The organism is Methylobacterium sp. Leaf361, from assembly GCF_001424445.1.
Lineage (GTDB): Bacteria > Pseudomonadota > Alphaproteobacteria > Rhizobiales > Beijerinckiaceae > Methylobacterium.
This window is the reverse complement of the sequence record NZ_LMPY01000007.1, coordinates 87830-112384: the sequence shown is the minus strand read 5'-3', so window position 1 is coordinate 112384 and position 24555 is coordinate 87830. Positions and strand designations below refer to the sequence as shown.

Annotated in this window: 21 protein-coding genes and 1 pseudogene; 19 read left to right on the top strand and 3 right to left on the bottom strand. The window is 73.4% G+C overall.

The window, feature by feature from the left end:
- Window positions 1-88: 88 nt before the first annotated feature.
- From ASG32_RS07445 to ASG32_RS07425, 5 genes are all read left to right on the top strand, one after another.
- Window positions 89-1318 carry a M23 family metallopeptidase gene (locus tag ASG32_RS07445; RefSeq protein ID WP_056524070.1) on the top strand — a complete coding sequence of 410 codons (1230 nt, stop codon included), beginning with the start codon at window positions 89-91 and terminating at the stop codon, window positions 1316-1318.
- Window positions 1319-1490: 172 nt separating this feature from the next.
- Entirely contained in the window at window positions 1491-2054 is a 564-nt protein-coding gene (locus ASG32_RS07440) for a Uma2 family endonuclease (RefSeq protein ID WP_056524068.1), read from the top strand.
- Window positions 2055-2101: 47 nt separating this feature from the next.
- Complete coding sequence (locus tag ASG32_RS07435; protein WP_020096438.1) at window positions 2102-2443, top strand: hypothetical protein; 342 nt, start codon at window positions 2102-2104, stop codon at window positions 2441-2443.
- 120 nt (window positions 2444-2563) lie between these two features.
- Window positions 2564-3415: a DUF1206 domain-containing protein gene (locus tag ASG32_RS07430; protein WP_056524065.1), complete on the top strand. Its 852-nt coding sequence runs from the start codon at window positions 2564-2566 to the stop codon at window positions 3413-3415.
- A gap of 98 nt (window positions 3416-3513) precedes the next feature.
- Complete coding sequence (locus ASG32_RS07425) at window positions 3514-5514, top strand: SDR family NAD(P)-dependent oxidoreductase (RefSeq protein WP_056524061.1); 2001 nt, start codon at window positions 3514-3516, stop codon at window positions 5512-5514.
- Between the two features lie 43 nt (window positions 5515-5557).
- Here the strand turns inward: ASG32_RS07425 and ASG32_RS07420 are convergent, their stop codons facing one another.
- Window positions 5558-6583 carry a cyclase family protein gene (locus ASG32_RS07420; RefSeq protein WP_056524058.1) on the bottom strand — a complete coding sequence of 342 codons (1026 nt, stop codon included), beginning with the start codon at window positions 6581-6583 and terminating at the stop codon, window positions 5558-5560.
- A 325-nt stretch (window positions 6584-6908) separates the two neighbouring features.
- Between ASG32_RS07420 and ASG32_RS34925 the strand changes: the two are divergent.
- The 10 genes and pseudogenes from ASG32_RS34925 to ASG32_RS07375 form a co-directional block, all read left to right on the top strand.
- A pseudogene (locus ASG32_RS34925) lies at window positions 6909-7268 on the top strand (ABC transporter substrate-binding protein); the annotation flags it as partial.
- Window position 7269: 1 nt separating this feature from the next.
- The coding region (locus tag ASG32_RS07415) for an ABC transporter substrate-binding protein (protein ID WP_244491838.1) at window positions 7270-8268 on the top strand (999 nt) is incomplete at its 5' end.
- Window positions 8269-8286: 18 nt separating this feature from the next.
- On the top strand, window positions 8287-9162 hold the full coding sequence (locus tag ASG32_RS07410) for a branched-chain amino acid ABC transporter permease (RefSeq protein ID WP_020095281.1): 876 nt from the start codon (window positions 8287-8289) through the stop codon (window positions 9160-9162).
- 205 nt (window positions 9163-9367) lie between these two features.
- Window positions 9368-10288, top strand: coding sequence for a branched-chain amino acid ABC transporter permease (locus tag ASG32_RS07405; protein ID WP_056524055.1), 921 nt, complete (start codon window positions 9368-9370; stop codon window positions 10286-10288).
- The gene (locus tag ASG32_RS07400; RefSeq protein ID WP_056524052.1) at window positions 10285-11790 is read left to right on the top strand and encodes an ATP-binding cassette domain-containing protein; all 1506 of its coding nucleotides are present in this window, start codon (window positions 10285-10287) and stop codon (window positions 11788-11790) included. Before ASG32_RS07405 ends, ASG32_RS07400 begins: the two co-directional genes overlap by 4 nt.
- A gap of 199 nt (window positions 11791-11989) precedes the next feature.
- A complete protein-coding gene (locus tag ASG32_RS07395; protein ID WP_056524049.1) occupies window positions 11990-13231 on the top strand; it encodes an acyl-CoA dehydrogenase family protein in 1242 nt (413 codons plus the stop codon).
- Window positions 13228-14286 carry a phosphotransferase family protein gene (locus tag ASG32_RS07390; RefSeq protein WP_056524046.1) on the top strand — a complete coding sequence of 353 codons (1059 nt, stop codon included), beginning with the start codon at window positions 13228-13230 and terminating at the stop codon, window positions 14284-14286. Before ASG32_RS07395 ends, ASG32_RS07390 begins: the two co-directional genes overlap by 4 nt.
- Before the next feature lie 2 nt (window positions 14287-14288).
- Window positions 14289-15065, top strand: a complete 777-nt coding sequence (locus ASG32_RS07385) for an SDR family NAD(P)-dependent oxidoreductase (protein ID WP_056524043.1) — start codon at window positions 14289-14291, stop codon at window positions 15063-15065.
- A gap of 148 nt (window positions 15066-15213) precedes the next feature.
- Window positions 15214-15984 carry an SDR family oxidoreductase gene (locus tag ASG32_RS07380; RefSeq protein WP_056524039.1) on the top strand — a complete coding sequence of 257 codons (771 nt, stop codon included), beginning with the start codon at window positions 15214-15216 and terminating at the stop codon, window positions 15982-15984.
- A complete protein-coding gene (locus tag ASG32_RS07375) occupies window positions 15981-17753 on the top strand; it encodes a class I adenylate-forming enzyme family protein (protein ID WP_056524038.1) in 1773 nt (590 codons plus the stop codon). Before ASG32_RS07380 ends, ASG32_RS07375 begins: the two co-directional genes overlap by 4 nt.
- On the opposite strand, the gene ASG32_RS07370 is transcribed toward ASG32_RS07375, so the two are convergent.
- On the bottom strand, window positions 17720-18334 hold the full coding sequence (locus tag ASG32_RS07370; RefSeq protein WP_056524034.1) for a hypothetical protein: 615 nt from the start codon (window positions 18332-18334) through the stop codon (window positions 17720-17722). The genes ASG32_RS07375 and ASG32_RS07370 overlap by 34 nt on opposite strands.
- A gap of 270 nt (window positions 18335-18604) precedes the next feature.
- Here ASG32_RS07370 and ASG32_RS07365 point away from each other — a divergent pair, with 270 nt between their 5' ends.
- From ASG32_RS07365 to ASG32_RS07350, 4 genes are all read left to right on the top strand, one after another.
- Window positions 18605-18850, top strand: coding sequence for a ferredoxin (locus ASG32_RS07365; protein ID WP_020095273.1), 246 nt, complete (start codon window positions 18605-18607; stop codon window positions 18848-18850).
- Window positions 18850-20121: an FAD-dependent oxidoreductase gene (locus tag ASG32_RS07360; protein WP_056524031.1), complete on the top strand. Its 1272-nt coding sequence runs from the start codon at window positions 18850-18852 to the stop codon at window positions 20119-20121. Before ASG32_RS07365 ends, ASG32_RS07360 begins: the two co-directional genes overlap by 1 nt.
- 105 nt (window positions 20122-20226) lie before the next feature.
- Window positions 20227-21480, top strand: a complete 1254-nt coding sequence (locus ASG32_RS07355) for a cytochrome P450 (RefSeq protein WP_056524028.1) — start codon at window positions 20227-20229, stop codon at window positions 21478-21480.
- A gap of 150 nt (window positions 21481-21630) precedes the next feature.
- A complete protein-coding gene (locus ASG32_RS07350; RefSeq protein WP_056524026.1) occupies window positions 21631-22719 on the top strand; it encodes a phytanoyl-CoA dioxygenase family protein in 1089 nt (362 codons plus the stop codon).
- Between the two features lie 37 nt (window positions 22720-22756).
- On the opposite strand, the gene ASG32_RS07345 is transcribed toward ASG32_RS07350, so the two are convergent.
- Window positions 22757-24496: a methyl-accepting chemotaxis protein gene (locus ASG32_RS07345; RefSeq protein WP_056524024.1), complete on the bottom strand. Its 1740-nt coding sequence runs from the start codon at window positions 24494-24496 to the stop codon at window positions 22757-22759.
- Window positions 24497-24555: the final 59 nt, after the last annotated feature.

Here is a 24555-nt window from a genome sequence, read left to right as displayed (position 1 = left end):
GTCTCCTTGACGTCCCTCTGACGCCCGGCGCGCGACGGATCCTTAACCCTACTGAGGCCTGAATGGCGGCTCCTCCGGTGCCGTCCCGATGCAGCTTCCGAAGTTCCCCGCGCGTCTCAGGCCGCACCGGCCAGCCCCCTGGCTCGCCGCCGGCCTCGCCCTGGCGGTGGCCTGGGCGCTCGGGGCCTCCTGCCTGATCGTGTTCCACGACGACGTGCTCGCCGGGTTCGTGGCCCGGCAGGCCGCCCTGCGCGACGCCTACGAGGCGCGCATCGGCGAGCTCCAGGACCGCCTCGACCGCGACCGGAGCGACCGGGCGGGAAGTGAGGCGGGTCTGGCCGACCGGGTCGCGGCCGCCCTGGAGCGCCAGGCCGAGCTGGAGCGGCGCACGGCCGCCCTCGCCGACCTGGAGCGGCAGGCCCTGCCCGAGCCGTCCACGACCGGCGCCCTGCCCGGGCGGCCCGGCGCTGCGCCCGGTGGGAGCTACGACGATCTCTTCCTGCGTCCGACTGAGGGTGCGGCTCCGGCGCCGCGCTCCGCCCGCGATCCCCTGCCCCGCCGCGGCGCGCGCGAGGCCGAGACCGGCCTGATCCGGCTGGAGGCCCGGCTCGACGGCCTGCAGGCGGCCCAGGGCGAGCGCCTCGCCGGGCTGGCCGCCCGGGCCGGGGACGCGGTGCGGCGGCTGCGCGGGCTGATCGGCCGCACCGGTCTCGACCCCGACCGCCTCGATCCCGACCGCACCGGCGCGGCCGCGCCGGCCGCCGGGCTGGGCGGACCGTTCGTCCCCCTCGACGGCCGCGCCCTGGACGGCACCGGCTTCGCGGAGGGCCTCGCCCTGGCCCGGCGCGCGCTCGACGACGGCGAGCGCCTGCGCCGGCTCGCCGCCACCCTGCCCCTGGCACGCCCGATCCGGGGAGGCGCGACCGTGTCGAGCCCGTTCGGCACGCGCCTCGACCCCTTCACCCGCGGCCTCGCCCTCCATACCGGGCTGGACCTGAAGGCGGAGTACGGCGAGCCCGCCCGCGCCACCGCGCCGGGCCGGGTGATCGCCGCCGAGGCCGCGGGCGGCTACGGCAACATGGTCGAGATCGACCACGGCCACGGCGTCACCACGCGGTTCGGCCACCTCGCCCGCATCGCGGTCCGCCCCGGGCAGCGCGTGGCCGCGGGCGATGCGGTCGGCGCCGTTGGCTCGACGGGGCGCTCCACCGGGGCGCATCTCCACTACGAGACCCGCATCGACGGCGAGCCGGTGGATCCGCAGCGCTTCCTGGAGGCCGGCGCCACCGTCGCGGCGGCCGGACCCGGCGCCGACTGAGTCCGTCGCTGCGCCGGTCGCCCTGTGCCGGTCGCCCTGTGCCGGCCTCCGAGTCCCCGAGGGAGGCCGGCCTGGCATCGGCCGTGACGCCCGCGCGGGGATGGCCTTCCGGGCCGGACCTGTTGCGGGCGGCCGGCCCGGTGCTACGATCCGGCCGAGGTGGGGATCGGCGATGGCTCTGGCCGCGAAGCGCGACGCGCGGATGGATGTGTCCGAGTTCAGGCTCTGGGTGGAGGGCCGGCCCGCGCACGAGCGCTGGGAGCTGCTCGATGGCGAGCCCGTGCTCATGGCGCCGCCGCGGGAGCGGCATCAGGCAATCGTCGCGAACCTGATCCGCCGAATTGGCGACTTCGCGGATGCCAAGGGCTGCCGCGCCATGCCGGGGCTGGCGATCCTCAGCGCCGCGATGGACGATTTCGCCCCGATCCCCGACGTGGTGGTGCGGCGCGGACCGCCCCTGCCGGAGGGCTACGCCGCCGATCCGCTCCTCGTCGCCGAGGTGCTCTCGCCCTCGACCATGAGTCTCGACCGCGGTCGGAAGATCGACTTCTACCGGACCGTGCCGAGCCTCGCGGTCCTGCTGATCGTCTATTCCGACGAGGCGCGGGTCGAGGTCTGGCGGAGCGCGGGCGACGACTGGAGCGTCGCGGCCCTCGGTCTCGACGGCACCGTGTCGCTGCCGGAGCTCGACGGCGCCGTGCCGGTGCGCGAACTCTACCGCGGTCTCGCCTTCTGAGCGGCCGCACCCCACCTGATCGAACGGCGAAGCATCAAGGCACCGACTTGCCCCATTTCGAAGATTTCTACGCGGCCAAGCTGCGCGGCTCCCTCGGCGTGACCGACGCCGAGTCGGTGCTCGACCTGCGCGGCACCAACCGGGCGACCGCCGAGGCCTCGCTCAAGGACATGCTGGAGCGCAGCCGCTTCGCCAAGGGCAAGACCGTGGCGATCCGGCTCGATCCGCCCCCGGAGGGCGGCGGCGAGACCCTGTTCCAGCCGGCCGGGCGCCTGCTCCTCGACGCGAAGCGCCGCGGCCTGATCGAGCGCCTGCAGACCCTGCCGGCCCAGGACGGACTCGGCTTCTACGTGGCGCTCACCGGCCGCGCCGACCGGACGCCCATGTAGGGCGGCCACGGAGGTTGTGCCGGCAACGGATCGGGTGCGCGCCGCCGGGCGTTGAACGCTCCCGCTCCACAGGATGCCGCCCGTGCCCGACGCCCGATTCCCCGAAGCCGGGTCCCGCCGATGAGGACCCTTCCCGGCGGCCGCAACGCGATCGAGCGCATCGCCCGCTTCGGCTACGGCGCCCGCGGCGTGGTCTACATCGTGGTCGGCGCCCTGGCCCTGCTGGCGGCCCTGGGGCATGGCGGCCGGGCCGGCGACAGCAAGGACGCGCTCCGCGCCGTCATGGCCGGGCCGTTCGGCGCGGCCGTCGTCGGCCTGATCGCCCTCGGCCTCGCCGGCTTCGCCCTCTGGCGCCTCGTCGAGGGCATCACCGATGCCGACCGGCGGGGCACCTCCGCCAAGGGCCTCGCGGTGCGCGGTGCCCACCTGATCAGCGCCGGGCTCTATCTCGGTCTCGCCGCCAGCGCGGCCTCGCTCAGCCTCGGCCTGGGCATGAGCGGCGGCGACGGCGTGCATGACGGTACCGCGTGGCTCCTGAGCAAGCCCTTCGGCCGCTGGCTCGTGGCCCTCGTCGGCCTCGCGGTCGTGGCGGGCGGATTCGGCTTCCTCGGCAAGGCGTGGCGCGGGGACGTCACCGACCGGCTCGCCCTCGACGCCCGGGCCCGGGACCGCTGGGCCGGCCCGATCGGCCGCTTCGGCTACGCGGCGCGGGGCCTCGCCTTCCTGATCATCGGCGGGTTCCTCGTGGCCGCCGCGTGGCACCAGCGCTCCTCGGATGCCAAGGGTCTGGCCGAGGCCTTCGCGCTGCTGCGCGCCCAGCCCTACGGCTGGATCCTCCTCGGGCTCGTGGCGGCCGGCCACGCCGCCTTCGGGGCCTTCGGGCTGATCCAGGCCCGCTACCGGCACATCGACGCCCCCGACATCGACCGGGTGGACGACGCGGCCGGTGCGGCGGCCCGGGCGCTGGGCTGAGGCCGGCGCCGCCTCCGGCCCCGCCTCCGGCCCTGGGCGGGCCGCGTTGACAGGGCCGGTGCCGCGGCGGATACCCCCGGGATCCCATCCGGCTCCCGATGCAGCAGCGCCTCTACAAGACCGCGGTGATGGTGACCCACGACCTCGCGGCGACCGCTGCCGCCGTGGTGCTCACCTTCCTGTTCCGCTTCCAGGGCGGCATGCTGGCCGAGCGTCTGCACGCCCTGCCCCTGCTGCTGCCGCCGTTCCTCGTCCTCGCCGGCCTCGTCTACGGCCGCTTCCGGCTCTACCGGACCAAGTGGCGCTTCGCCTCGTTGCAGGACCTCGCCGGCATCGTCCGGGCGGCCAGCGTCCTGGCCCTGGCGCTCCTGGTGATCGACTGGGTGCTGGTCTCGTCCGACCTCTACGGCTTCTACTTCTTCGGCAAGATCGCGATCCTGCTCTACTGGGTCCTGCAGATCTTCTTCCTGGGCGGTACGCGCCTGGCGTTCCGCTACCTGAAAGACACCCGCTCCCGGCAGTCGAGCGCGCGGGCCGCCACCGTCCCGACCCTGCTCCTCGGGCGCGGCGCCGACATGGACGTGCTGATCCGGGCGATCGAGGCGGGCTCGGTGCGCAAGCTCGCGCCGCGGGGCATCCTGTCGCCCCGGGCGGACGAGCGCGGCCAGTTCATGCGCGGCGTGCCGGTGCTCGGCGGCTTCCCGGATCTCGAGCGCGTGGTCGCCGACCTCGCCGCCCGCGGCGAGCCGGTGCGGCGGCTCGTGGCCGCCCCGAGCGCCCTGGTGCCGGAGGCGGCGCCCGACGACCTGATCGCCCGCGCCCGGCGCCTCGGCCTGCCCCTCGCCCGCGTGGTCGGCCTCGGCGAGGGCGTGCAGGGGCCGGAACTGGCGCCGCTGGAGATCGAGGACCTGCTGCTGCGGCCGACCGTCGCCATCGACCGGCCGCGCCTGGAGGCGTTCCTCGCCGGCCGCCGGGTCGTGGTGACCGGCGGCGGCGGGTCGATCGGCTCGGAGATCTGCCTGCGGGCCGTGGCCTTCGGGGCCGCGGCCGTGCTGGTGCTCGAATCCTCCGAGCCGGCGCTCCACGGCATCCTCAGCCACCCCGCGATCCTGGCCGCCGAGACCGCCGTGACGGGGGTGCTGGCCGATATCCGCGACCGTGAGCGGACGCACGCGGTGATCGCGGCGTTCCGGCCCGACTACGTGCTCCACGCCGCCGCGCTGAAGCAGGTGCCCTACCTGGAGCGGGACTGGCAGGAGGGCATCAAGACCAACGTGTTCGGCTCGATCAACGTCGCCGAGGCGGCGGTGGCGGCGGGCGCGCGGGCGCTCGTGATGATCTCCACCGACAAGGCGATCGAGCCGGTCTCGCAGCTCGGCGTCACCAAGCGCTTCGCCGAGATGGTCGCCCAGGCCCTCGACGCCGCGCAGTCGGCGCGGCCGGACCACCCGACCCGGCTGATCGCCGTGCGGTTCGGCAACGTGCTGGGCTCCGTGGGCTCGGTCGTGCCGGTCTTCAAGGCGCAGATCGCCCGGGGCGGCCCGGTCACCGTCACCCACCCGGACATGGTCCGCTACTTCATGACCGTGCGCGAGGCCTGCGACCTCGTGCTGACGGCCGCCTCGCACGCCGACGGCGAGGCCCGGACGGGCGCGGAGCGCGCCGCGGTCTACGTGCTCAAGATGGGACAGCCGGTGCGGATCGCCGACCTCGCCGAGCGGATGATCCGGCTGGCCGGCTTCGAGCCCGGCACCGAGATCGAGATCGCCTATACCGGCGCCCGGCCCGGCGAGCGGCTCAACGAGATCCTGTTCGCCCGCGAGGAGCCCCGGATCGCCCTGCCGGGCATCGACGGGGTGATGGCGGCGCGGCCGGTCTTCGCCGATCGGGACCGGCTCGACGCCTGGGTGGCGCGGCTGCGCGACGCCGTGGCGGCCGGCGACCGGGCGGCCGCCGAGGCCGTGTTCGAGGCGGCCATCCCGCATTTCCGCGAGCGCGCCGTCCTCCGCCCCGGGCCGCCCCAGGGAGTCGCGGAACCGGCCGCGGAGCCGGTCGGCGATCCGCCGCGCGCCGACGCCGCGCCCGTCGCGCTCGGCTGATCCGGGCGACCCCGGGAGCGCGCCGCGGGGCCGTTCCCGATCGTCACACCGTGGCGATCGGCGTCGTCGGCGAGCCGACGGCGCCGGGCAGGCGCAGCGGCGGGGCGGTGAGCAGGAAGCGGCTGCGGCCGCGGGCCCGCAGCCAGTCGGCGAGCGGCGTCAGGTGCCACAGCTCGCCGAGATTGACCCCGAGCTTGAACAGGCAGTGCTCGTGGAGCGGCAGCGTCGCGCAGCAGGCGGGGCCGGGGCCAGCCGGGTAGGCCTCCACCGCGTAGTTGTCGGCGATCAGCGCGCAGAGCCCGGTGCGGGTGATCCAGTCGAGGAGGCGCGGGTCGCGCCCGTCGAGGCCGGCGCAGAGGGTGTGGACGAGCTTCGGGTCCGGCGCGCCGCCCATGGCGATCAGCCGCTCGGCGAAGCCCGTGTGCAGGCAGACCATGTCGCCCGGCTCCACCACGACGCCGTCGGCCTCCAGGATCCGGGCGAGCTCGTCGTAGCCGACGCGTGTCCTGGCGTCGCCGAGATGGGCGCGCAGGTCGATCATCACGGCGCGGCCCTGCATGCCGGTCTCGGCGAGGCGCTCGATCCCGAGGCGCTTCGCCCGGGACGGCTCATCCGCCGCCTCCGGCGCGCTCGGCCCGACGATGTCGCGGCCGCCGCGGAACCCGTTGTAGAAGGTCGGCGCGGCGCCCGCCCCGTCCGCGTCGAACAGCGAGCCGACATGGGCGAGCGAGTCCCACTGCGTCGAGTATTGCAGGTGGATCAGCGCGCGGTCGTCGCAGATCACGTCGGTGGCGCCGTCGACCTCCTCGCAGACCGGGAAGTTCATGTTCGGCCGGCCGTTGGCGCGGCGCGTCGGGGTGATCTGCGGCGGGTGGCGGCGCGGGTTCAGGACGTTGCCGCCCGGCAGGTCCAGCGGCAGGCTGAGGCAGAAGGTGACCCCTTCGCGCACCTCGGCGACGCCCTGCAGCACCTTCTCGGGGGTGAGCAGGTTCAGGCGTCCCAACTCGTCGTCGGGGCCGAAATCCCCCCAGGTCGAGCCCTCGGGCCGCCGCGTCCAGCGCAGGGTCATGCCTGTGGTTCCCCTGGCCGTGCCGGCCGCGGAGCGGGCCGCTTCCCGAGGCTCCGGGGCCGCGGTCCGGGGCGAACCCCGGCCGCGGCCGAGCGTGCGTTCCTCACCGGACCGTGCCCTTCTTCGAGGCCGCCGGGCCCGCGCTTCGCAGGGCCGCGGCGAGCCTAGGATGCGGCGGCGCGCGGCGATACCCCGGGCGGAAAACGACTCGGTGCAAACGTCACCGGCCGGTCCCGACCGGCCCCTTGTGATCCGTCGGAGCGCGGGTACAGTCCGGGCCAAGCCCGCGAATATAAAATTCGGGCACTGGGATGAGGGAACGCCGATGTCCGAGACCGTGCGCGCCGCCGCCCGGGTTGCCCCGATTCGGCGCACGCTGCCCGCGCTGATCGCCGCGGGGCTGGTCGCCGCCGGGCCCGTCCGGGCCGCGGACCCGATCAAGATCGGGGTGATCGCCGAGGCGCAGTCGGTGGCCGGGGCCTCGATCCCGCAGGCCGTCCAGCTCGCCGCCGACGAGATCAACGCCAAGGGCGGCATCGACGGGCGCCAGATCCAGGTCGTCACCTACGACGACAAGTCCTCCGCCTCCGACGCGGTCCGCGCCTTCCAGCGGGCGGTCTCCGAGGACAAGGTCAACCTCGTCATCGCCAGCTACATCTCCGAGGTCGTGCTGGCGCTGATGCCCNTCCGACGCGGTCCGCGCCTTCCAGCGGGCGGTCTCCGAGGACAAGGTCAACCTCGTCATCGCCAGCTACATCTCCGAGGTCGTGCTGGCGCTGATGCCCTGGGCGGCCCGGCTCAAGACGCCGATGATCACGCCCGGCGCGGCCTCGAACGAGATCAGCGTCGCGGTCCACAAGGACTACGCCCGCAACAAGTACACCTTCCACGGCTACCTGACCTCGCACGCCCTGGCGCAGGCGGTGTGCGACTCGGCCAAGGAGGTGCTGGTCGAGAAGCTCAAGGCCAAGACCGCCGCGATCATGAGCGAGGACGCGGCCTGGACCCGCCCGCTCGACGCCGCCTACCAGGAATGCCTGCCGAAATCCGGGCTGAAGGTGGTCGAGCACGTCCGCTTCTCCCCGGACACGGGCGACTTCACGCCGATCTACAACAAGATCGAGGCGGCCAAGCCCGACCTGATCGTCACCGGCATCGCCCATGTCGGCGTGCAGCCGACCGTGCAGTGGCAGAACCAGCAGGTGCCGATCGCCATGACGGGGATCAGCGGCCAGGCGACCTCCTCGACCTTCTGGGCCAACACCAACGGCGGCACGCAGGGCGTGCTGTTCGACAGCGTGGCGGTGCCGGGCGTGGCGCTCACCGAGAAGACGATCCCGTTCGCCGAGGCCTTCACCAAGCGCTTCGGCGGCGCGCCGTCCTACGCGGGCTACATGGCGTACGACGCCACGCACTACGCGGCGGAGGCGGTCAAGCGGGCGGGCTCCACGGAGGCCGACAAGCTCGTCGACGCCCTGGAGAAGACCGACTACGTCGGCACCGTCGGGCGCCTGAAATTCTACGGCAAGGACGAGCCGTTCACGCACTCGATCCAGTACGGGCCCGGCCTCATGACCAGCGTTCTCGGGCAGTGGCAGAACGGCAAGCAGGTGGCGATCTGGCCGGCCACCACCGCCAACGGGACCATGATCCTGCCCCCTGCGGTGAAGGCGGCGGGACGGTAACCGGGCGGGGAGAGCGCGATGATCGGCCTCCAGATCCTCGTCGACGGTTTCGCGATCTCGTCCCTCTACGCGCTCGGCGCGATGGGCTTCACCCTGATCTTCGGGGTCTCGGGCGTCCTCAACCTGACCCACGGCGCCCTGATGGTCATGGCCGCGGTGGCGGCCTGGGCGGCCTCGGCGCTGTTCGGGCTCGGCTCCTACGCGGGCGCGGTGATCGGCATCCTGTGCGGGCTCGCGGGCGCGCTGGTCACCTACTTCGCGGTGGTCGCGCCGATCGAGCGCAGCCGGGCCATCCCGCGAGAGGAGAAGGAGATCTTCGTGCTCACGGGGACGCTGCTCTGGGGGATCATGATCCAGGAGCTGGTGGCCTACTTCTTCACCGACAACCCGAAGACCGTGCTGCCGATCGTCGAGGGCGTCTTCGAGATCGCCGGGGTGCGGACGCCGAGGAACCAGGTCTTCACCGCGGTGATCTGCTGGGTGGTGATCGGCCTGCTCTGGCTGTTCGTGAACCGGGCGCGGGCCGGCAAGGTCCTGCTCGCCGCCTCCATGAATCCGCGGGGCGTCACGCTGCTCGGCCACGACATGGGCAAGATCTACGTGGCGGTCTGGGCGATCTACGGCCTGCTCGCCGGCACCGCCGGGGTGCTGCTCGGGATGTTCCTCGGGGTGTCGTCGTACTCGGTGGGGCCGCTCACCGCGAGCGCCTTCTCGATCGTGGTGCTGGGAGGCCTCGGGAGCGTCACCGGCTCGCTGATCGCCGCCTACGTGGTGGGCTACCTCGAGACCGCCACCGCCTACCTGATCTCGCCGGCCTACCGGGTGATCCCGGCGCTGCTCCTGCTGGTCGCCGTCATGTACCTGCGCCCGCAGGGCCTGCTGGGGCGGCGGTGATGGTTCTTTTTGCACCTCGGGTGTCCAGCCCGCGCCCTCATCCTGAGGTGCGGCGAAGCCGCCTCGAAGGAGCCCTCCAGCCGGCCGCGCGATCCCTGGAGGCCTCCTTCGAGGCCGCTGGCGCGGCACCTCAGGATGAGGGGCGTGGGTGGGAAAGGCCTCTGCGCCGAACGAGCCGGATCGCTGCCGTGTGCGAGGCCACCCCATGAAGCTCCTCACCACTCCCGGCTTCTGGATCGCGGTCCTCGCCGTCCTGGCCGCCGCCACCCTGCCCTGGTGGGTCTCCGGCTACATCCTCGGCCTCCTGACCATCGCCTACTATTTCGGCGTGTTCTCCATGGCCTGGGACCTGCTCTTCGGCTTCGCCGGCGAGGTGAATTTCGGACCGACCTTCCTGATCGGCCTCGGGGCCTACGGCGCCGGCATCCTCAACAACCGCTACGAACTGCCGATCCCCTACTGCCTCGCGGCCGGGACCGTGCTGGCCGTGGTCGGCGGCCTCGCCCTGGCGCTGCCGGCGCTGAAGGTCCGCGGCCCCTATTTCGGCCTGATCACCCTGGTGGCGGTGCTGCTCCTGCAGAACATGATCGTGGTCTTCTCCGGCCTCACCGGCGGCGAGATCGGCCTGACCGTGCCGGACGTCATCTCGATCGACGCCGACACCAATTACTGGCTGGCGCTCGGCTTCATGGCGGTCTCGGGCCTGATCCTCACGGCCATCGCCCGCTCGCCCGCCGGGCTGATCCTCCAGGCCGCCGGCCAGGATCCGGTGGTGACCGGGGCGCTCGGCTTCAACGTCGCCAAGCACAAGCTCGCCGCCTTCGCGGTCAGCGCCGCCTTCTCGGGCCTCGCGGGCGGGCTGGTGGTCTTCTACATGGGCACCGCCTCGGTCGGCACGCTGATCAACACGTCGGTGGGCGTGCAGGTGATCATCGCGGCGGTGCTCGGCGGCCGCCGCACCATCGTGGGCGCGGCGCTCGGTGCCGTGTTCCTGATCGCGGCGGGCGAGCTGCTGCGGCCGCTCGGCGGCCTCTCGACCTTCGTGGTCTCGGCGGTGGCGCTCCTCGTGATCCTGTTCGTGCCCTCGGGGCTGCTCGGCCTCGGATCGCTCCGGAGAGCCCGATGACCGTCGCCGTCGCGCCCCCGCCGGCCGTGTCGCCCGTCATGGCCGAGCCCTGCCTCACCGTGCGCGGCCTGACCAAGCGCTACGGCGGCCTCGTCGCCGTCAAGAACATCGACCTCGACCTGCGCCCGGGCGAGATCCTCGGGCTGATCGGCCCCAACGGCTCGGGCAAGTCCACCGTGATGAAGCTGATCATGGGGCTGGAGCGGCCGAGCGCCGGCTCGATCCGCCTCGACGGCACGGAGATCGGCGGCATGCCGGCCCACCGGGTCGCCCGCTCCGGGATCGGCCTCGTGTTCCAGCACGCGCGGCCGCTCCAGCGGCAGACCGTGCTGGAGAACATCAGCCTCGCGCTCCTGCCCGACAGCCTGATCCGGCTGGCGGCCGATCCCCACGTGGCGCGGCGGGCGCGGGAGATCGCCGAGCGCGTCGGCCTCGGCGCGGTCGTCGACCGGCGCCCCGGCACCCTGCCCTTCGCGGATCTCCGCCGGCTGGAGCTCGCCAAGGCCATCGCCCGCGACCCCCGAGTGGTGCTGGTCGACGAGCCCTTCGCGGGCCTGACCGGCGGCGAGGTCGCGGCCTTCTCCGAGCTGATCCGCGGCTTCCGCGACGAGGGCAAGGCCGTGCTCCTTGTCGACCACAACGTGAAGAGCGTCGCGGCCATCGTCGACCGGGTCTTCGCCATGTATCTCGGCGAGCGCATCGCCGAGGGCTCTGCCGAGTCCGTGATGGCCGACCCGACCGTGCGCCGGGTCTATCTCGGCGGCAGCATCGAGACGGCGGCCCGGCCCGAGGCGGCGTTCAAGCCCGACTCGCTGCTCACCGTCGAGGGCGTCGACGTGCTCTACGGCAAGGCGCAGGCCCTGCGCGCCGCCTCGATCCACGTCCACGAGGGTGAGTTCGTCTCGGTGGTCGGCCTGAACGGCGCCGGCAAGACCACGCTGTTCAACGCCATCTCGGGCCTCGTGCCGCACACGGGCACGATCCGGTTCGACGGCCGGGACCTCTCCCGGATGAAGCCCGCCGCCATCGCCCGGGCCGGCATCGTCCAGGTGCCCGAGACCCGGGAGCTGTTCGGCGACCTCAGCGTGCGCGAGAATCTCGACCTCGGCGGCCAGCATTTCCCGAAGGCCGAGAGCGCCAGGCAGCGCGACTGGCTCTACGAGCTGTTCCCGATCCTCAAGGACCGCGAGTCGCAGAGCGCCCGCACCCTGTCGGGCGGCGAGCAGCAGATGCTGACCATCGCCCGGGCGCTGATGATGCGCCCGCGCCTCCTGATCCTCGACGAGCCGACGCTGGGCCTCGCCCCGGTGATCCTGGAGCTGCTGTCGAAGGCGCTGGAGAAGCTGCGGCAGACCACGCCGATCACGGTCCTGCTCGGCGAGCAGAACGTCACCTTCGCGCTCCCCCACGCCGACCGGGTCTACGTGCTGGAGCAGGCGCGGATCGTCTGGGAGGGACCGCCGCAGCGCTTCGCCAGCGAGATGGGATCGGCCTATCTGTGAGGGGCGGTATCCAATCCACGCCCTCATCCTGAGGCGGCGGAGCGCAGCGTAGCCCTCGAAGGAGCCCTCCAGGGATCGCAGCGCTCTCTGGAAACCTCCTTCGAGGCCCGCTGGCGCGGGCACCTCAGGATGAGGGTCTGGATCGGATGGGCCTCATCCTCGAATTCGCGCTTGCAGCGGCCTGAGCGGAGCGGACGCCGTGGATTTCAATCTCTCCCAGTCCCAGACCCACTGGCTGACCCGCGTCCGCGCCTTCATCGCCGACGCGATCCTGCCGGCCGCCGCCGCGGTGTCGGCCGAGCGCGCCGCGAGCCGCGAACCCTCCCCCACGATGGAGCGGCTGAAGGAGACGGCCCGTGCCGAGGGCCTGTGGAACCTGTTCCTGCCGCCCTCCGCCGAGCACGACACCGACGCCTATCGCGGCGCCGGCCTGACCAACCTCGACTACGCCCTCTGCGCCGAAGAGATGGGCCGGGTCGGGATCGCCTCGGAGGTGTTCAACTGCGCGGCGCCCGACACCGGCAACATGGAGGTGCTGCACCGCTACGGCACCGCGGCCCAGAAGGGCCGGTGGCTGAAGCCCCTGATGGCGGGTGAGATCCGCTCGGCCTTCCTGATGACCGAGCCGGAGGTCGCCTCCTCGGACGCCACCAACATCAGCACGTCGATCCGCCGCGACGGCGACCACTACGTCGTCGACGGCCGCAAATGGTGGTCGACCGGCGTCGGCGACCCGCGCTGCAAGATCGCGATCCTGATGGGCAAGACCGACCCGGAGGCCCCCCGCCACCGGCAGCAATCGCAGATCCTCGTTCCCATGGACACGCCCGGGGTCCGGGTGGAGCGCCTGCTCCCGGTCTTCGGCTACGAGGACGCGCCCAAGGGACACGGCGAGGTGGTGCTGGAGAATGTCCGCGTGCCGGCCGGGAACCTGATCCTCGGCGAGGGGCGCGGCTTCGAGATCGCGCAGGGGCGCCTGGGTCCGGGCCGCATCCACCACTGCATGCGCACCATCGGGGCCGCCGAGGTCGCGCTGGAGGCCATGGCGCGGCGCCTCGTCTCCCGGGTCGCCTTCGGCAAGCGGATCAGCGAGCAGTCGGTCTGGGAGCAGCGGGTCGCGGAGGCGCGGATCGACATCGAGATGACCCGCCTTCTCTGTCTGAAGGCGGCCGATATGATGGACAAGGTCGGCAACAAGGGCGCCAAGCTCGAGATCGCCATGATCAAGGTGGCGGCGCCCCGGGTGGCGCTGAAGGTGATCGACGACGCCATCCAGGCCCATGGCGGGGCCGGCGTCTCGGAGGATTTCGGGCTCGCCAAGATGTACGCCCATATCCGCACCCTGCGGCTCGCCGACGGGCCCGACGAGGTCCACAACCGGTCGATCGCCCGGCTGGAATTCGGGCGCTACACCAACAGAAGCGAGGCGGAGCGCGCATGAGCGACGCCGACATCTTCTCCGGCGTGAAGCCGATCGAGCCGCGCCACCGGATCGACGAGGCGCGGCTCGCCGCCTGGATGGAAGGGCATGTGCGCGGCTACGCCGGGCCGCTCACCGTGCAGCAGTTCCGCGGTGGCCAGTCGAACCCGACCTACCGGCTCGACACGCCGGGCCAGGCCTACGTGCTGCGGCGCAAGCCCTTCGGCCCGCTCCTGCCCTCGGCCCACGCGGTGGAGCGCGAGTTCCGGGTGATCGGCGCCCTCTACGGCGAGGGGTTCCCGGTGCCGCGCCCCTTCGCCCTGTGCGAGGATCCCGACATCATCGGCGCGGCCTTCTACGTGATGGAGGCGGTGGACGGCGCCGTGCACTGGGACGGGGCGTTGCCCGGCCTCGATCCCCACGCCCGCCACCGGCACTATGCCGGCATGATCGCGACGCTCGCTCGGCTCCACGCCATCGACCCGGAGGCTGCGGGGCTCTCCGATTACGGCCGGCCCGGCAACTACTTCGCCCGGCAGGTCGACCGCTGGACCCGCCAGTACCGCGCCGCCGAGGACGGGCGCCTGGAGGATGTCGAGCGACTGATCGCGTGGCTGCCCCGGACGGTGCCGGAGCAGCAGGGCGCCTGCGTGGTCCACGGCGATTACCGTCTCGACAACCTGATTTTTTCCCGCGACGGCGGCGTCAGCGCGGTGCTCGACTGGGAGCTGTCGACCCTCGGCGATCCGCTGGCGGATTTCAGCTACCTGCTGATGCAGTGGGAATTGCCCGCCGACGGGCGCAGCGGGCTCGGCGGCCTCGACATGACGGCTCTGGGCATCCCCACCCGTGACGAGGCGGTGGCGCTCTACTGCCGGGCTGCGAACCGGAAAAACCTGCCCGACCTCGACTGGTACTTCGCCTACAACCTGTTCCGGCTGGTCGGCATCCTCCAGGGCGTGGCGGCCCGCGCCAAGGCCGGCAATGCCGCGAGCGAGCACGCCGCCGCCATGGCGGCGCGCGTGCCGAAGCTCGCCGAAGCGGCCTGGCGCTTCGCCGAGCGGGCGGGGGCCTGAAGATGGAGCTGTCCGGCCGCGTCGTCGCCGTCACCGGGGCCGCGAGGGGCATCGGCCGGGCGCTCGCGGTCGCGGCCAGGGCCCGGGGCGCGACGGTCGTGGCCCTCGACCGGGACGGGGCCGGGGCGCAGGCCGTGGCGGCGGAACTCGGCGGGCGGGCCTTCGCGCTCGACGTGGGCGACGCCGAGGCGGTCAGTGCGGTCCTGGCGCGCATCGAGGCCGAGACCGGGCCGATCGCGCTCTACTGTTCCAACGCGGGCATCCTGGAGCGCGACCCCGATCCGGATCTGGCCACCTCCGCCGACCCGGAGAGCTGGGCGCGCGCCTTCGCGGTGAACGTGATGGGTCACGTCCACGCCGCGCGGGTGCTGGTCCCGCTCTGGCGCGCCCGCGGCGATGGCGCGTTCCTCGGAACGGTCTCGGCGGCCGGGCTCTTGAGCCAGATCGGCAGCGCCACCTACGGGGCGACCAAGCACGCGGCGCTCGCCTTCCTGGAGCATCTAGCTATCGCCCACGCCGAGGACGGGATCCGGGTCGCGGCCCTGTGCCCGCAGGGCGTCGATACCGCCATGCTGGGGGAAGCCAGCGCCGCGTCGCGCGACGGCGTGCTGGCGCCGGAGGCCGTGGCCGAGGCCGCGTTCGACGGGCTGGCGGCGGGGCGTTTCCTGATCCTACCGCACCCGCAGGTGGCCGAGTACGCCCGCCGCCGGGCCGAGGACCCCGAGCGCTGGCTCACCGGCATGGCGCGCCTGCGCCGCTCGATGCGGGTGGGGGCGTGAGGATGGGCGGCGCCCGGCGACAGCGTCCGCGGCCGGATGCGGCGCGGGTGCCCTCTCCCGTGCGGGAGAGGGGGCGCGTCGCGACCTTCCTATCCTGTGGAACGAGGATCGAAGCCGTTCGCCGCTTCATCCAGCGCGGAGGCGAGCCATGTCGCTGTTCGACCTGACCGGCAAGACCGCCCTCATCACCGGCTCGTCGCGGGGCATCGGACGGGCGATCGCCCTGCGGATGGCCGAGCACGGCGCCCGGGTGGTGATCTCGTCGCGCAAGCGCGAGGCCTGCGAGGCGGTCGTGGCCGAGATCGAGGCCGCGCGCGGCGCCGGCCGGGCGGTGGCGATTCCGGCCAGCATCTCGGTGAAGGAGGAACTGGAAACCCTGGTCGCCGAGACCGAGAGCCGGCTCGGCCCGGTCGACGTGCTGGTCTGCAACGCCGCCAGCAATCCCTATTACGGGCCGCTCGCCGGCATCTCCGACGCGCAGTTCCGAAAAATCCTCGAGAACAACGTCCTGTCGAACCACTGGCTGATCCAGATGGTCGCCCCCGGCATGGTGGCGCGGCGGGACGGCGCGATCGTGATCGTCTCCTCGATCGGGGCGCTCAAGGGCTCGCCGGTGATCGGCGCCTACAACGTCTCGAAAGCTGCCGACCTCCAGCTCGCCCGCAACTACGCGGTGGAGTACGGGCCCGCCAACGTGCGGGTGAACTGCCTGTGCCCGGGGCTGATCCGCACCGACTTCGCCCGGGCGCTGTGGGAGGATCCCGAGATGCTGGCCGCCACCACGGACGCCGCCCCCTTGCGCCGGATCGGCGAGCCCGACGAGATCGCGGGTGCGGCCGTGTTCCTGGCCTCGGCGGCCGGCCGGTTCGTGACCGGCCAGGCGCTCGTGATCGACGGCGGCGTGACCATCGCCCGATGAGCCCCGATCCCCGCATCCCCGCCGGCTGGCCGGCCCTGCCCTTCCGCGAGGCCGAGGCGCGGCTCACCGCCTCAGGTGGGCCCTTCGCCATCGCCACGGTGCCGATCCGGGGTGTGCCGACCCGGATCTGGGAGAAGGCCCCGCCGACGCTGGGCGATCTGTTCCGGATCGCGCGCGGCCACGGGGACAAGACCTTCGTGGTCTACCAGGACGAGCGCGTGACCTTCACGGGCTTCGCCCGCGCCGCCACCGCCTTGGCCCGGGCTCTGGTCGAGGCCGGCGTCCGCAAGGGCGACCGGGTCGCCATCGCGCAGCGCAACCTGCCCGAATGGCCGGTGAGCTATTTCGGCGCGCTGCTCGCCGGCGCCATCGCCACGCCGCTCAACGCGTGGTGGACCGGACCCGAACTCGCCTACGGCCTGCAGCATTCGGGCGCGCGGGTGCTGATCGCCGACGGCGAGCGCTTCGACCGGATCGCCCCGCACCTGCGCGAATGCCCGGCCCTGGAGCGGGTGTTCACCACCCGGACCGCGCCGGACCTCCGGGCGACGCCCCTCGCCGACATCGTCGGGCCGGTCCGGGACTGGGGCGCCCTGCCCGACCTGCCCCTGCCCGAGATCGCCCTCGACCCGGAGGACGACGCGACGCTGTTCTACACCTCCGGCACGACCGGCAAGCCCAAGGGGGCGGTCGGCACCCACCGGGCGGCCGCCACCACGGTGATGGCCTACCCCTACTCGGCGGCGCGCAGCGCCCTGCGCCGGGGCGAGGCGCCGCCGAAGCCCGACCCGGCCGCGCCGCAGCGGGCGGCGCTGCTGGTGATCCCGCTGTTCCACGTCACCGGCTGCCACGCGAGCCTGGGGGCGGCCCTCTACGGCGGCCACCGGCTGGTGATGATGCACCGCTGGGACGCCGCCGCGGCCCTCGACCTGATCGAGCGGGAGGGCTGCACCAGCGCGGGCGGCGTGCCGACCATCGCGTGGCAGCTCGCCAACGCGGCCCGGGAGGCCGGCCGGCCGCTGCCGACCCTCGAGGGCGTCACCTACGGCGGCGCCCCGGCCGCCGGCGACCTCGTGCGGGCGCTGGGCGAGGCCCTGCCGCGGGTCGTCCCGGGCACCGGCTGGGGCATGACCGAGACCTCGGCGACCTTCACCCACCACCAGGGCGAGGATTACCTCGCCCACCCGGAATCCTGCGGACCGCCCCTGCCGGTCTGCGAGGTGCGGATCCTCGATCCCCTCGGGCAGGATCTGCCGCCGGGCAGCGTCGGCGAGCTGTGCGTGAAGGGCCCGAACGTGGTCCGCGGCTACTGGGACGACCCGGCCGCCACTGCGGAGGTCCTCTCCGAGGGCTGGCTGCGCACCGGCGACCTCGCCCGCGCCGACGAGGAGGGCTTCCTGACCATCGTCGACCGGATCAAGGACATGCTGATCCGCGGCGGCGAGAACATCTACTGCTGCGAGGTCGAGAACGCCCTCTACGCGCACCCGGACGTGATCGACGCCGTGGTGCTGCCGGTGCCCCACCCGACGCTGGGCGAGGAGCCGGGCGCCATCGTGGTGCTGGCCGAGGGCGCCGAGACCGACCCGGAGGCGATCCGCGCCTTCGCGGCCGAGCGGCTCGCGGCGTTCAAGGTGCCGGTGCGGATCGAGATCTGGGACGGGCTCCTGCCCCGCAATCCCGCCGGGAAGATCCTGCGGGCGCCCCTGCGGGCGGTGTTCGCGGCGGGCTCAGCTCAGAACGGCTCGCCCTCGTCGTCCGGGCGATAGACTCGCAGGGTCCGGCCGTCGGGGAACTGCACCGTCCGGCGGTGGACCACGACGTAGCCGGCGGCCTGGGCGCTGCTCAGGCGGTCGAGGCGGTCGTCGGTGTAGCCCTGGGTGTAGCCCTGGGCGTAACCCGGCTCGTAGCCGTAGCCCGGCCCGTAATTGTAGGCCCGGTAGCGGGCGTAGCCCTCCGGGGGCGGCGGCGCGGCGGCGACGGCCTGCGGGGCGGCCCGGACGGACCGGGCCGGCGCCGCGGCGACGCGGGCCCGGCGCGGCGCGGCGGCGATCCGCTTGGGCGCCACCGCCGCGCGGGCGGCCTTCCGCTCCGGCGCGCGCCGGACCGCCACGGCCTTCCGCCGGGCGGTGGCCGGCCGGGTCTCGGTCGCGGCGGCCGGCGTCCCGGGTGGAGTCGCGGCGGACGGTGCCGGCGGGGCGGCCTTCGTGTCCGTGGCAGGCGCCTTCGGGGACCCGGCCTTGTGGGCCGGCGGATCCGTCCATGTCGTGGCGACGGTTTCGGCGGAGGCGCCGCCGATCCCGAGGACCAGCATGAGGGCGGCGAGGCTCGTTCGCGCACCGTGCGGCATGGCGCCCTCCTGTCATCGCGGGGTTTCGGACAGATCCGCGGAGCAGCGCGACAATAGATCGAACCGCTGCGCAGGGGAATCGCGTCGCTGCATTTCCACCAGGATCGCCGAAACACGTTTAATACGGATGACGCTCGGCGCCGGACGCGGCCGAGCCGTCCGACGACCGGTCGCGGGGGACGGCGCGCGCCGTCCCCCGCGACGTCCCCCGCGACGTGCCCCGCGACGAGAGCCCGCGGAACCCGCGGCGCCGCGCGCGGTTGCCCCGCCATGTCCGCCCCTGCCGATGCGTCCTCCGGCCCCCCGCCCGGCCTGCGGGTGAGCGTCGATCTCAACCTGTGCCAGGCCTATGCCCAGTGCTGCTACGCGGCGCCGCGGCACTTCCGCATCGAGGGGCACGAGGCCCTGTTCTACGATCCCGCCCCCGCGGCGCGGGACCGGGACGACATCGAGCGGGCACGCGTCGCCTGCCCGGTCCAGGCGATCCGGGTCGAGGATCCGGAGCGGGGCGCCTGATGGCGCGCGATTCCGAGCGCGTCCTGATCGTCGGCGCCGGCCTCGCGGCCCTGCGCGGGGCCGAGGCCCTGCGCGAAGCGGGTTTCTCCGGCGCGCTGACGATCGTCGGCGACGAGCCGCACCGCCCCTACGACCGGCCGCCGCTCTCGAAGCACGTCCTCACCGGCGCGATCCCCGCGGAGGCCACGACCCTGCCGGGGGTCGGCGTCCTCGCGGCGGAGTGGCAGCTCGGCAGCGCGGCGCGGCGCCTCGACCGGCAGGCGCGCACGGTCGGCCTCGCGGACGGGCGGATCCTCCCCTACGACCGCCTGCTCATCGCCACCGGCACCCGCGCCCGGCCCTGGGCGAACCCGCACGAGGGCCGCCTCCCCGGCGTCTTCACCCTGCGCGGGCGGGAGGACGCCGCCGCCCTGCGGCGGGCGCTGGCCGCCGGCCCCAACCACGTGCTGGTGATCGGCGCCGGCTTCATCGGCTGCGAGGTCGCGAGCCTGTGCCGGCAGCTCGACCTGCCGGTCACCCTGGTCGAGCCCGGCCCGACGCCGCTGGCCCGCATCCTCGGCAGCACCGTCGGGGCGTTCATCGGCGCGATCCACGAGGGCCACGGGGTCGCGCTGCGCTGCGGCCGCGAGGTCGAGTGGCTGGAGGGTCGGGACGGCCGGCTGGTGCGCGCCCACTTGGTCGACGGCAGCAGCCTCCCGGCCGACGTCGCCGTCATCGCCCTGGGGGCCGTGCGCAACACCGAGTGGCTCGACGGGTCCGGCCTGTCGGCGGATCCGGGCGGGGTCGATTGCGACGCGCGCGGCCACGTCCTCGATACCGAGGGCCGGCCCGACCCGCGCATCGCCGCCGCCGGCGACGTGGCGCGCTTTCCCCACCCCCTCTACGACGGCCGGCGCGTCGCCCTGGAGCACTGGAGCCACGCGGCGGCGCAGGGCGTCCATGCCGGCCGGCTCCTCGCCGGCGCGGAGCCTGAAGTCCCTTACGGCGCCCTGCCGACCTTCTGGTCGACGCAGGGCGACCTCGTGGTGAAATCCGTCGGCCTGACCGAGGGCGCCGACGCGGTGGCGATCACGCAGGGCGATCCGGCGGCCGGCCGCTTCGTCGCCACCTACGGCCGCGACGGGCGCTGCATCGCGGCGGTCGCGGTGGATTCCGCCCGCTGGCTGCCGGCCCATGCCGAGCTCGTGGAGGCTCGCGCGCCGTTCCCGCCCGGGGACGCCGCGACCGACCGGCCGAAGCGCGTCACGGTCCACGAGCCGGGCTTTCCGTAACACGTCGGGAAACGGAACCGGCCCATCGGGCGAAGCCTTTGTCGTTGCAGCATCTTTCCCGAAGGCCGGTGGCCGCCATCCGGGTCGATGCGTGAAGGAGACCGCATGCCCGACGCCACCCTCCTCGACCAGGTCAAGGACTTCGCCAACCGGCCGAATCCCTATCCGGTCTACGCGAAGCTGCGGGAGAATCCTGTCTCGCGCCAGGACGACGGCACCGAGGCGGGCACCTGGGTGGCGGCGACCCACGGCACCATCGCGCGCCTGCTGCAGGACCCGCGGGTCAGCTCCGAGACCCTGCCCCCGGCCGACCGGCCGCGCACCGGCAACCCCCTCACCGACCTGATCGTCAAGCCGCTCAAGGACTGGATGATGGACCGGCACCGGGTCTTCATCTTCCGCGACCCGCCGGACCACGACGCCCTGCGCTCGGCGGTGATGCACCAGTTCTCCCGCGAGCGCGTCCAGGCGATGCGCGCCCGCTCCGACCGGCTGGTGGCCGACCTGATCAACGAGAAGTGCGGTGCCCGGGAGATCGACGCGGTCGACGACCTCGCCTACCCGCTGCCCGTGACGGTGATCTGCGAGCTGTTCGGCGTGCCCCGGGAGGACGAGCCGAAATTCCACGGCTGGGCGACGCAGCTCGCCACCGCGCTGGAGCCCGACAGCCTGTCCGACCCCGAGATCCGCGCCGCGAACAGCCGGACCTTCGACGCGATCGGCGGCTACATGGGCGACCTGATCAGGGAGAAGCGCAGGCACCCGCAGGACGACATGCTGTCGGGCCTCGCCAACCACGCCACCCCGGCCGGCGTGAAGATGGGCGATTACGACCTGATCGCCACCTCGATCCTGATGCTGGTCGCCGGGCACGAGACCACCGTGAACCTGATCACCAACGGCCTGCTGACCCTGCTGCGGCATCCGGACGAGCTGGAGCGCCTGCGGCAGGACCCGCTCCGGGCCCCGCGGCTGATCGAGGAGCTGCTCCGCTACGAGCCGCCGGTGCAGTTCCGGACGCGGCGGACGCTGTCGCCCATCGACATCGCCGGGGTCACGATCCCCGAGGGGGCCGATCTCGTGCTGCTGCTGGCCTCCGGCAACCGCGACGCGGCCGTCTTCCCCGATCCCGATCGGTTCGAGCCGGACCGCAGCGGGATCCGCCATCTCGGCTTCGGCGGCGGCCTGCACTACTGCGTGGGCGCGCCGCTGGCCCGGTTCGAGGCCGAGGCGGCGCTCACCGCCCTCGCCCGCCGGCTGAAGGCGCCGCGCCTGGTCGAGGACCCGCCACCCTACCGGCCGGGCGCCGCCCTGCGCGGCCCGGAGCACCTGCGGGTGGCGATCGACGGGATCGCCTGAGCCGCGGGCGGACCGGACGGCCAACCCGAGCATCGATGAGACCGCCGACGCGACGAAGACGAAAGTCCGTCGCCGTAAAGTTGTTTGCCTCGCTAAAGTCGCGATCGTCCGGCCTGGTTACGCTGGAGACGGAACCGGCGGGTTGAGACGATGGCTCAGGGGTTTGCGCGCGCTGCATCGCTGGCGCGCACGGTGGGGACCACGGTGCGCAACCTCGCCCTCGGGCGCGACGACGTCCCGCCCCTCGCGCCCCACCTGCCGCCCGCGCCGTCCCACACGGTCGACGCTGACATCCCGGTCGATATCGGCTGCATCAAGGTGTTCCGGGCCGAGAGCTTCCCGGAATCCGGGCCGAGCCCCTGGCTCGACCGGCCCGACGCCCTCGACATCGTCGCGCGCCGCGTCGCGCGCCGGGAGATCACGCCCCGGCAGGCCGAGATCTGCCGGTCCTGGGTGGAGCACGGCTACTACGTCCTGCGCGGCGCGATCGATCCCGACACGATCGACGAGGTCTGGGCCGCCTACGAGGCCGCGATCGCCGGCGGCGACCTGACTCTCGCCCCCGAGAAGGCGGCGCCGGACGATCCCCATCCGGGCCGCTACCTCAACCCGCACCTGAAGGTCGAGGCGATCGACCGGCTGCTGAAGCACCCCGTGCTGATGAACTTCAGCAGCATGGTGCTGGGCCGCCCCGCGATCCCGTTCCAGACCATCGCGTCCCACAAGGGCAGCCAGCAATTCGAGCACTCGGACTCGATCCACATGACGACCTACCCGCTCGGCTACCTGGCCGCCTGCTGGGTCGCCATGGAGGACATCCACGCGGATGCGGGGCCGCTGGTCTACTATCCCGGCACCCACCGCCTGCCGTACCTGTTCAGCCACGACGTCGGCATCACCACGGACGAGTTCCGCGAGCGCGGCTACGGTGCCTATTCCGAGCGCTACGAACCGGCGATCAAGCAGGAGATCCGGGAGCACGGGGCGACGCCGGCCTACTTCACGGCGCGCAAGGGCGACGTGCTGTTCTGGCACGCGAACCTGCTGCACGGCGGTTCCGCGCGGGCCGACATGCAGCGCTCCCGCAAGGCCCTGGTGCACCACTACTTCGCGGAAGGCTGCATCTGCTACCACGACCTCTCGGCGACGACGTCGGCGGTGCACGGCCCCGTCGAGAGCCTGCCGACCTGCGGCGCGTCGAGCCCCGACATCGCGGTGCGCGAGCGGATCAGCCTGTAAGGGTGCGGGGTCGCCGGGCGGTCCGGCGACCCCGCCCTCAGGCGGCCTTCACGGCGGCCAGGAAGGTCGTGACCTCCTGGCCGAGGCTCGTCGAGTAGCGGGCCAGCTCCTGCGCGGCGCTGAGCACCTGGTCGGAGGCCGCGCCGGTCTCGCGGGCCGCCTGCCGGACGTCGGCGATGTCGGTGCTCACCGCCTGGGTGCCCTGCGCTGCCTGGGTGACGTTGCGGACGATCTCGCTCGTCGCCGCGCCCTGCTCCTCCATGGCGGCGGCCACGCTGAGCGCCACCGTGCGCATCTCGTCGATCGTGCCGCCGATCGTCCGCATCGACTCGACCGCCTGGCGGGTCTCGTTCTGGATGGCGGCGATCTGCGTCGCGATGGTCTCGGTCGCCCGGGCCGTCTGCGAGGCCAGCGCCTTCACCTCGCCCGCCACCACGGCGAAGCCCTTGCCGGCCTCGCCGGCGCGCGCGGCCTCGATGGTGGCGTTGAGGGCCAGCAGGTTGGTCTGCCCGGCGATCCCGGCGATCAGGCCCATCACCTCGCTGATCTGGTCCGTGCCGCGGGCGAGCACCTGCATCAGGGCGTTGGTCTGGGCCACGTCCGTGCCGGCCCGGTCGGCCATCGCGGAAGACTGGGCGACGCGGGACGCGATCTCGTTGATCGAGGCGGCCATCTCCTCGCTGGCCGCCGCCACGGTCTGCACGTTGCTGGAGGTCTGCTCGGAGGTCGCGGCGACGCGCACCGACTGGTCGGTGGTCCGCGCGGCGGTGCGCGTCATCTCCCGGGCCGTGGCCTCCATCTCCACCGCGGCCGCCGACAGGCCCTGCGTCAGCGCGCTGACCTGCGCGTCGAACCGGGCGGTGACCGTGTCGAGCATCTGGGCGCGGCGCATCTTCGCGTCGTTCTCCGCGACGGCGGCCGCGTCGGCGTCGCGCTTGGCGATCAGGGCGTCCTTGAACACCTGGACGGCGCGCGCCATGGCGCCGACCTCGTCGCCGCGGCGCTGGTCGGCGACCGTCACCGCGAGGTCGCCGTCCGCGAGGCCGCGCATCGCCGCGGTCAGGCGGGTGATCGGGCGCGACAGGCCGTTGCCCACGAGCAGGAGCAGCGCCAGGATCGGCAGGGCGAGGCCGGCGGACCAGAGGCCGATGGTGATCGCGCGGTCGCGCACGGCCGCGTGGACGTCGTCCCGGTACAGGCCGGTGGCGACGATCCAGCCCCACGGCTTGAACATCTGCACGCTCGCGACCTTCTCCACCGGCACGGACCCGCCGGGGCGCGGCTTCATGTAGTCGACGAAGCCGGAGCCGTCGCGCTTGGCGGTCTCGACCATCTCGGCGAAGTAGCGCTTGCCGCCGGGGACGTCGGTCTGGTCCACCACCTGCTTGCCGACGTTCTTGGCGTTGAAGGCGTTGGCGATCAGGTAGCCCCGGTCGTCGAGGACGAAGAAGTAGTCCTCGCTGCCGAAGCGCAGGGCGGTGATCGCCGCGAGCGCGGCCTTCTGCGCGTCGGCGACGGGCATCTGGCCTGTCCGGGCCTGCGCCTCGTAGTGGACGAGCAGGCTCTGCGCGACCTCGGTCAGGCGCTTGGTCATCAGCGCGCGGTCCTCGAGCGCCGAGCCGCGCATGTCGAGGAAGCTCAGGGCGCTGAGGGCGCCGATGGCCAGGAGCACCAGGGCCATCACGGCCGCGAGCTTGTGGCGAAGCCGGAGATCGGCGAGGCGCTGCCACGGCGCGGCACGGCGGGCGGGCGGGCGGCTGGTCTGCGTGGGGGTCATCCGAGCACCGGAAGAGGGGGCCTGCGGCCGGCGGGGACTCGCCGTGGGCGCCGTACGGC

Coding starts and splice junctions, on each gene's coding strand:
- ASG32_RS07380 (WP_056524039.1), top strand. CDS start 15,214: ATGTCGCTGTTCGACCTGACCGGCAAGACCGCCCTCATCACCGGCTCG.
- ASG32_RS07355 (WP_056524028.1), top strand. CDS start 20,227: ATGCCCGACGCCACCCTCCTCGACCAGGTCAAGGACTTCGCCAACCGG.
- ASG32_RS07350 (WP_056524026.1), top strand. CDS start 21,631: ATGGCTCAGGGGTTTGCGCGCGCTGCATCGCTGGCGCGCACGGTGGGG.
- ASG32_RS07385 (WP_056524043.1), top strand. CDS start 14,289: ATGGAGCTGTCCGGCCGCGTCGTCGCCGTCACCGGGGCCGCGAGGGGC.
- ASG32_RS07440 (WP_056524068.1), top strand. CDS start 1,491: ATGGCTCTGGCCGCGAAGCGCGACGCGCGGATGGATGTGTCCGAGTTC.
- ASG32_RS07400 (WP_056524052.1), top strand. CDS start 10,285: ATGACCGTCGCCGTCGCGCCCCCGCCGGCCGTGTCGCCCGTCATGGCC.
- ASG32_RS07405 (WP_056524055.1), top strand. CDS start 9,368: ATGAAGCTCCTCACCACTCCCGGCTTCTGGATCGCGGTCCTCGCCGTC.
- ASG32_RS07445 (WP_056524070.1), top strand. CDS start 89: ATGCAGCTTCCGAAGTTCCCCGCGCGTCTCAGGCCGCACCGGCCAGCC.
- ASG32_RS07375 (WP_056524038.1), top strand. CDS start 15,981: ATGAGCCCCGATCCCCGCATCCCCGCCGGCTGGCCGGCCCTGCCCTTC.
- ASG32_RS07430 (WP_056524065.1), top strand. CDS start 2,564: ATGAGGACCCTTCCCGGCGGCCGCAACGCGATCGAGCGCATCGCCCGC.
- ASG32_RS07390 (WP_056524046.1), top strand. CDS start 13,228: ATGAGCGACGCCGACATCTTCTCCGGCGTGAAGCCGATCGAGCCGCGC.
- ASG32_RS07425 (WP_056524061.1), top strand. CDS start 3,514: ATGCAGCAGCGCCTCTACAAGACCGCGGTGATGGTGACCCACGACCTC.
- ASG32_RS07370 (WP_056524034.1), bottom strand. CDS start 18,334: ATGCCGCACGGTGCGCGAACGAGCCTCGCCGCCCTCATGCTGGTCCTC.
- ASG32_RS07345 (WP_056524024.1), bottom strand. CDS start 24,496: ATGACCCCCACGCAGACCAGCCGCCCGCCCGCCCGCCGTGCCGCGCCG.
- ASG32_RS07360 (WP_056524031.1), top strand. CDS start 18,850: ATGGCGCGCGATTCCGAGCGCGTCCTGATCGTCGGCGCCGGCCTCGCG.
- ASG32_RS07410 (WP_020095281.1), top strand. CDS start 8,287: ATGATCGGCCTCCAGATCCTCGTCGACGGTTTCGCGATCTCGTCCCTC.
- ASG32_RS07365 (WP_020095273.1), top strand. CDS start 18,605: ATGTCCGCCCCTGCCGATGCGTCCTCCGGCCCCCCGCCCGGCCTGCGG.
- ASG32_RS07420 (WP_056524058.1), bottom strand. CDS start 6,583: ATGACCCTGCGCTGGACGCGGCGGCCCGAGGGCTCGACCTGGGGGGAT.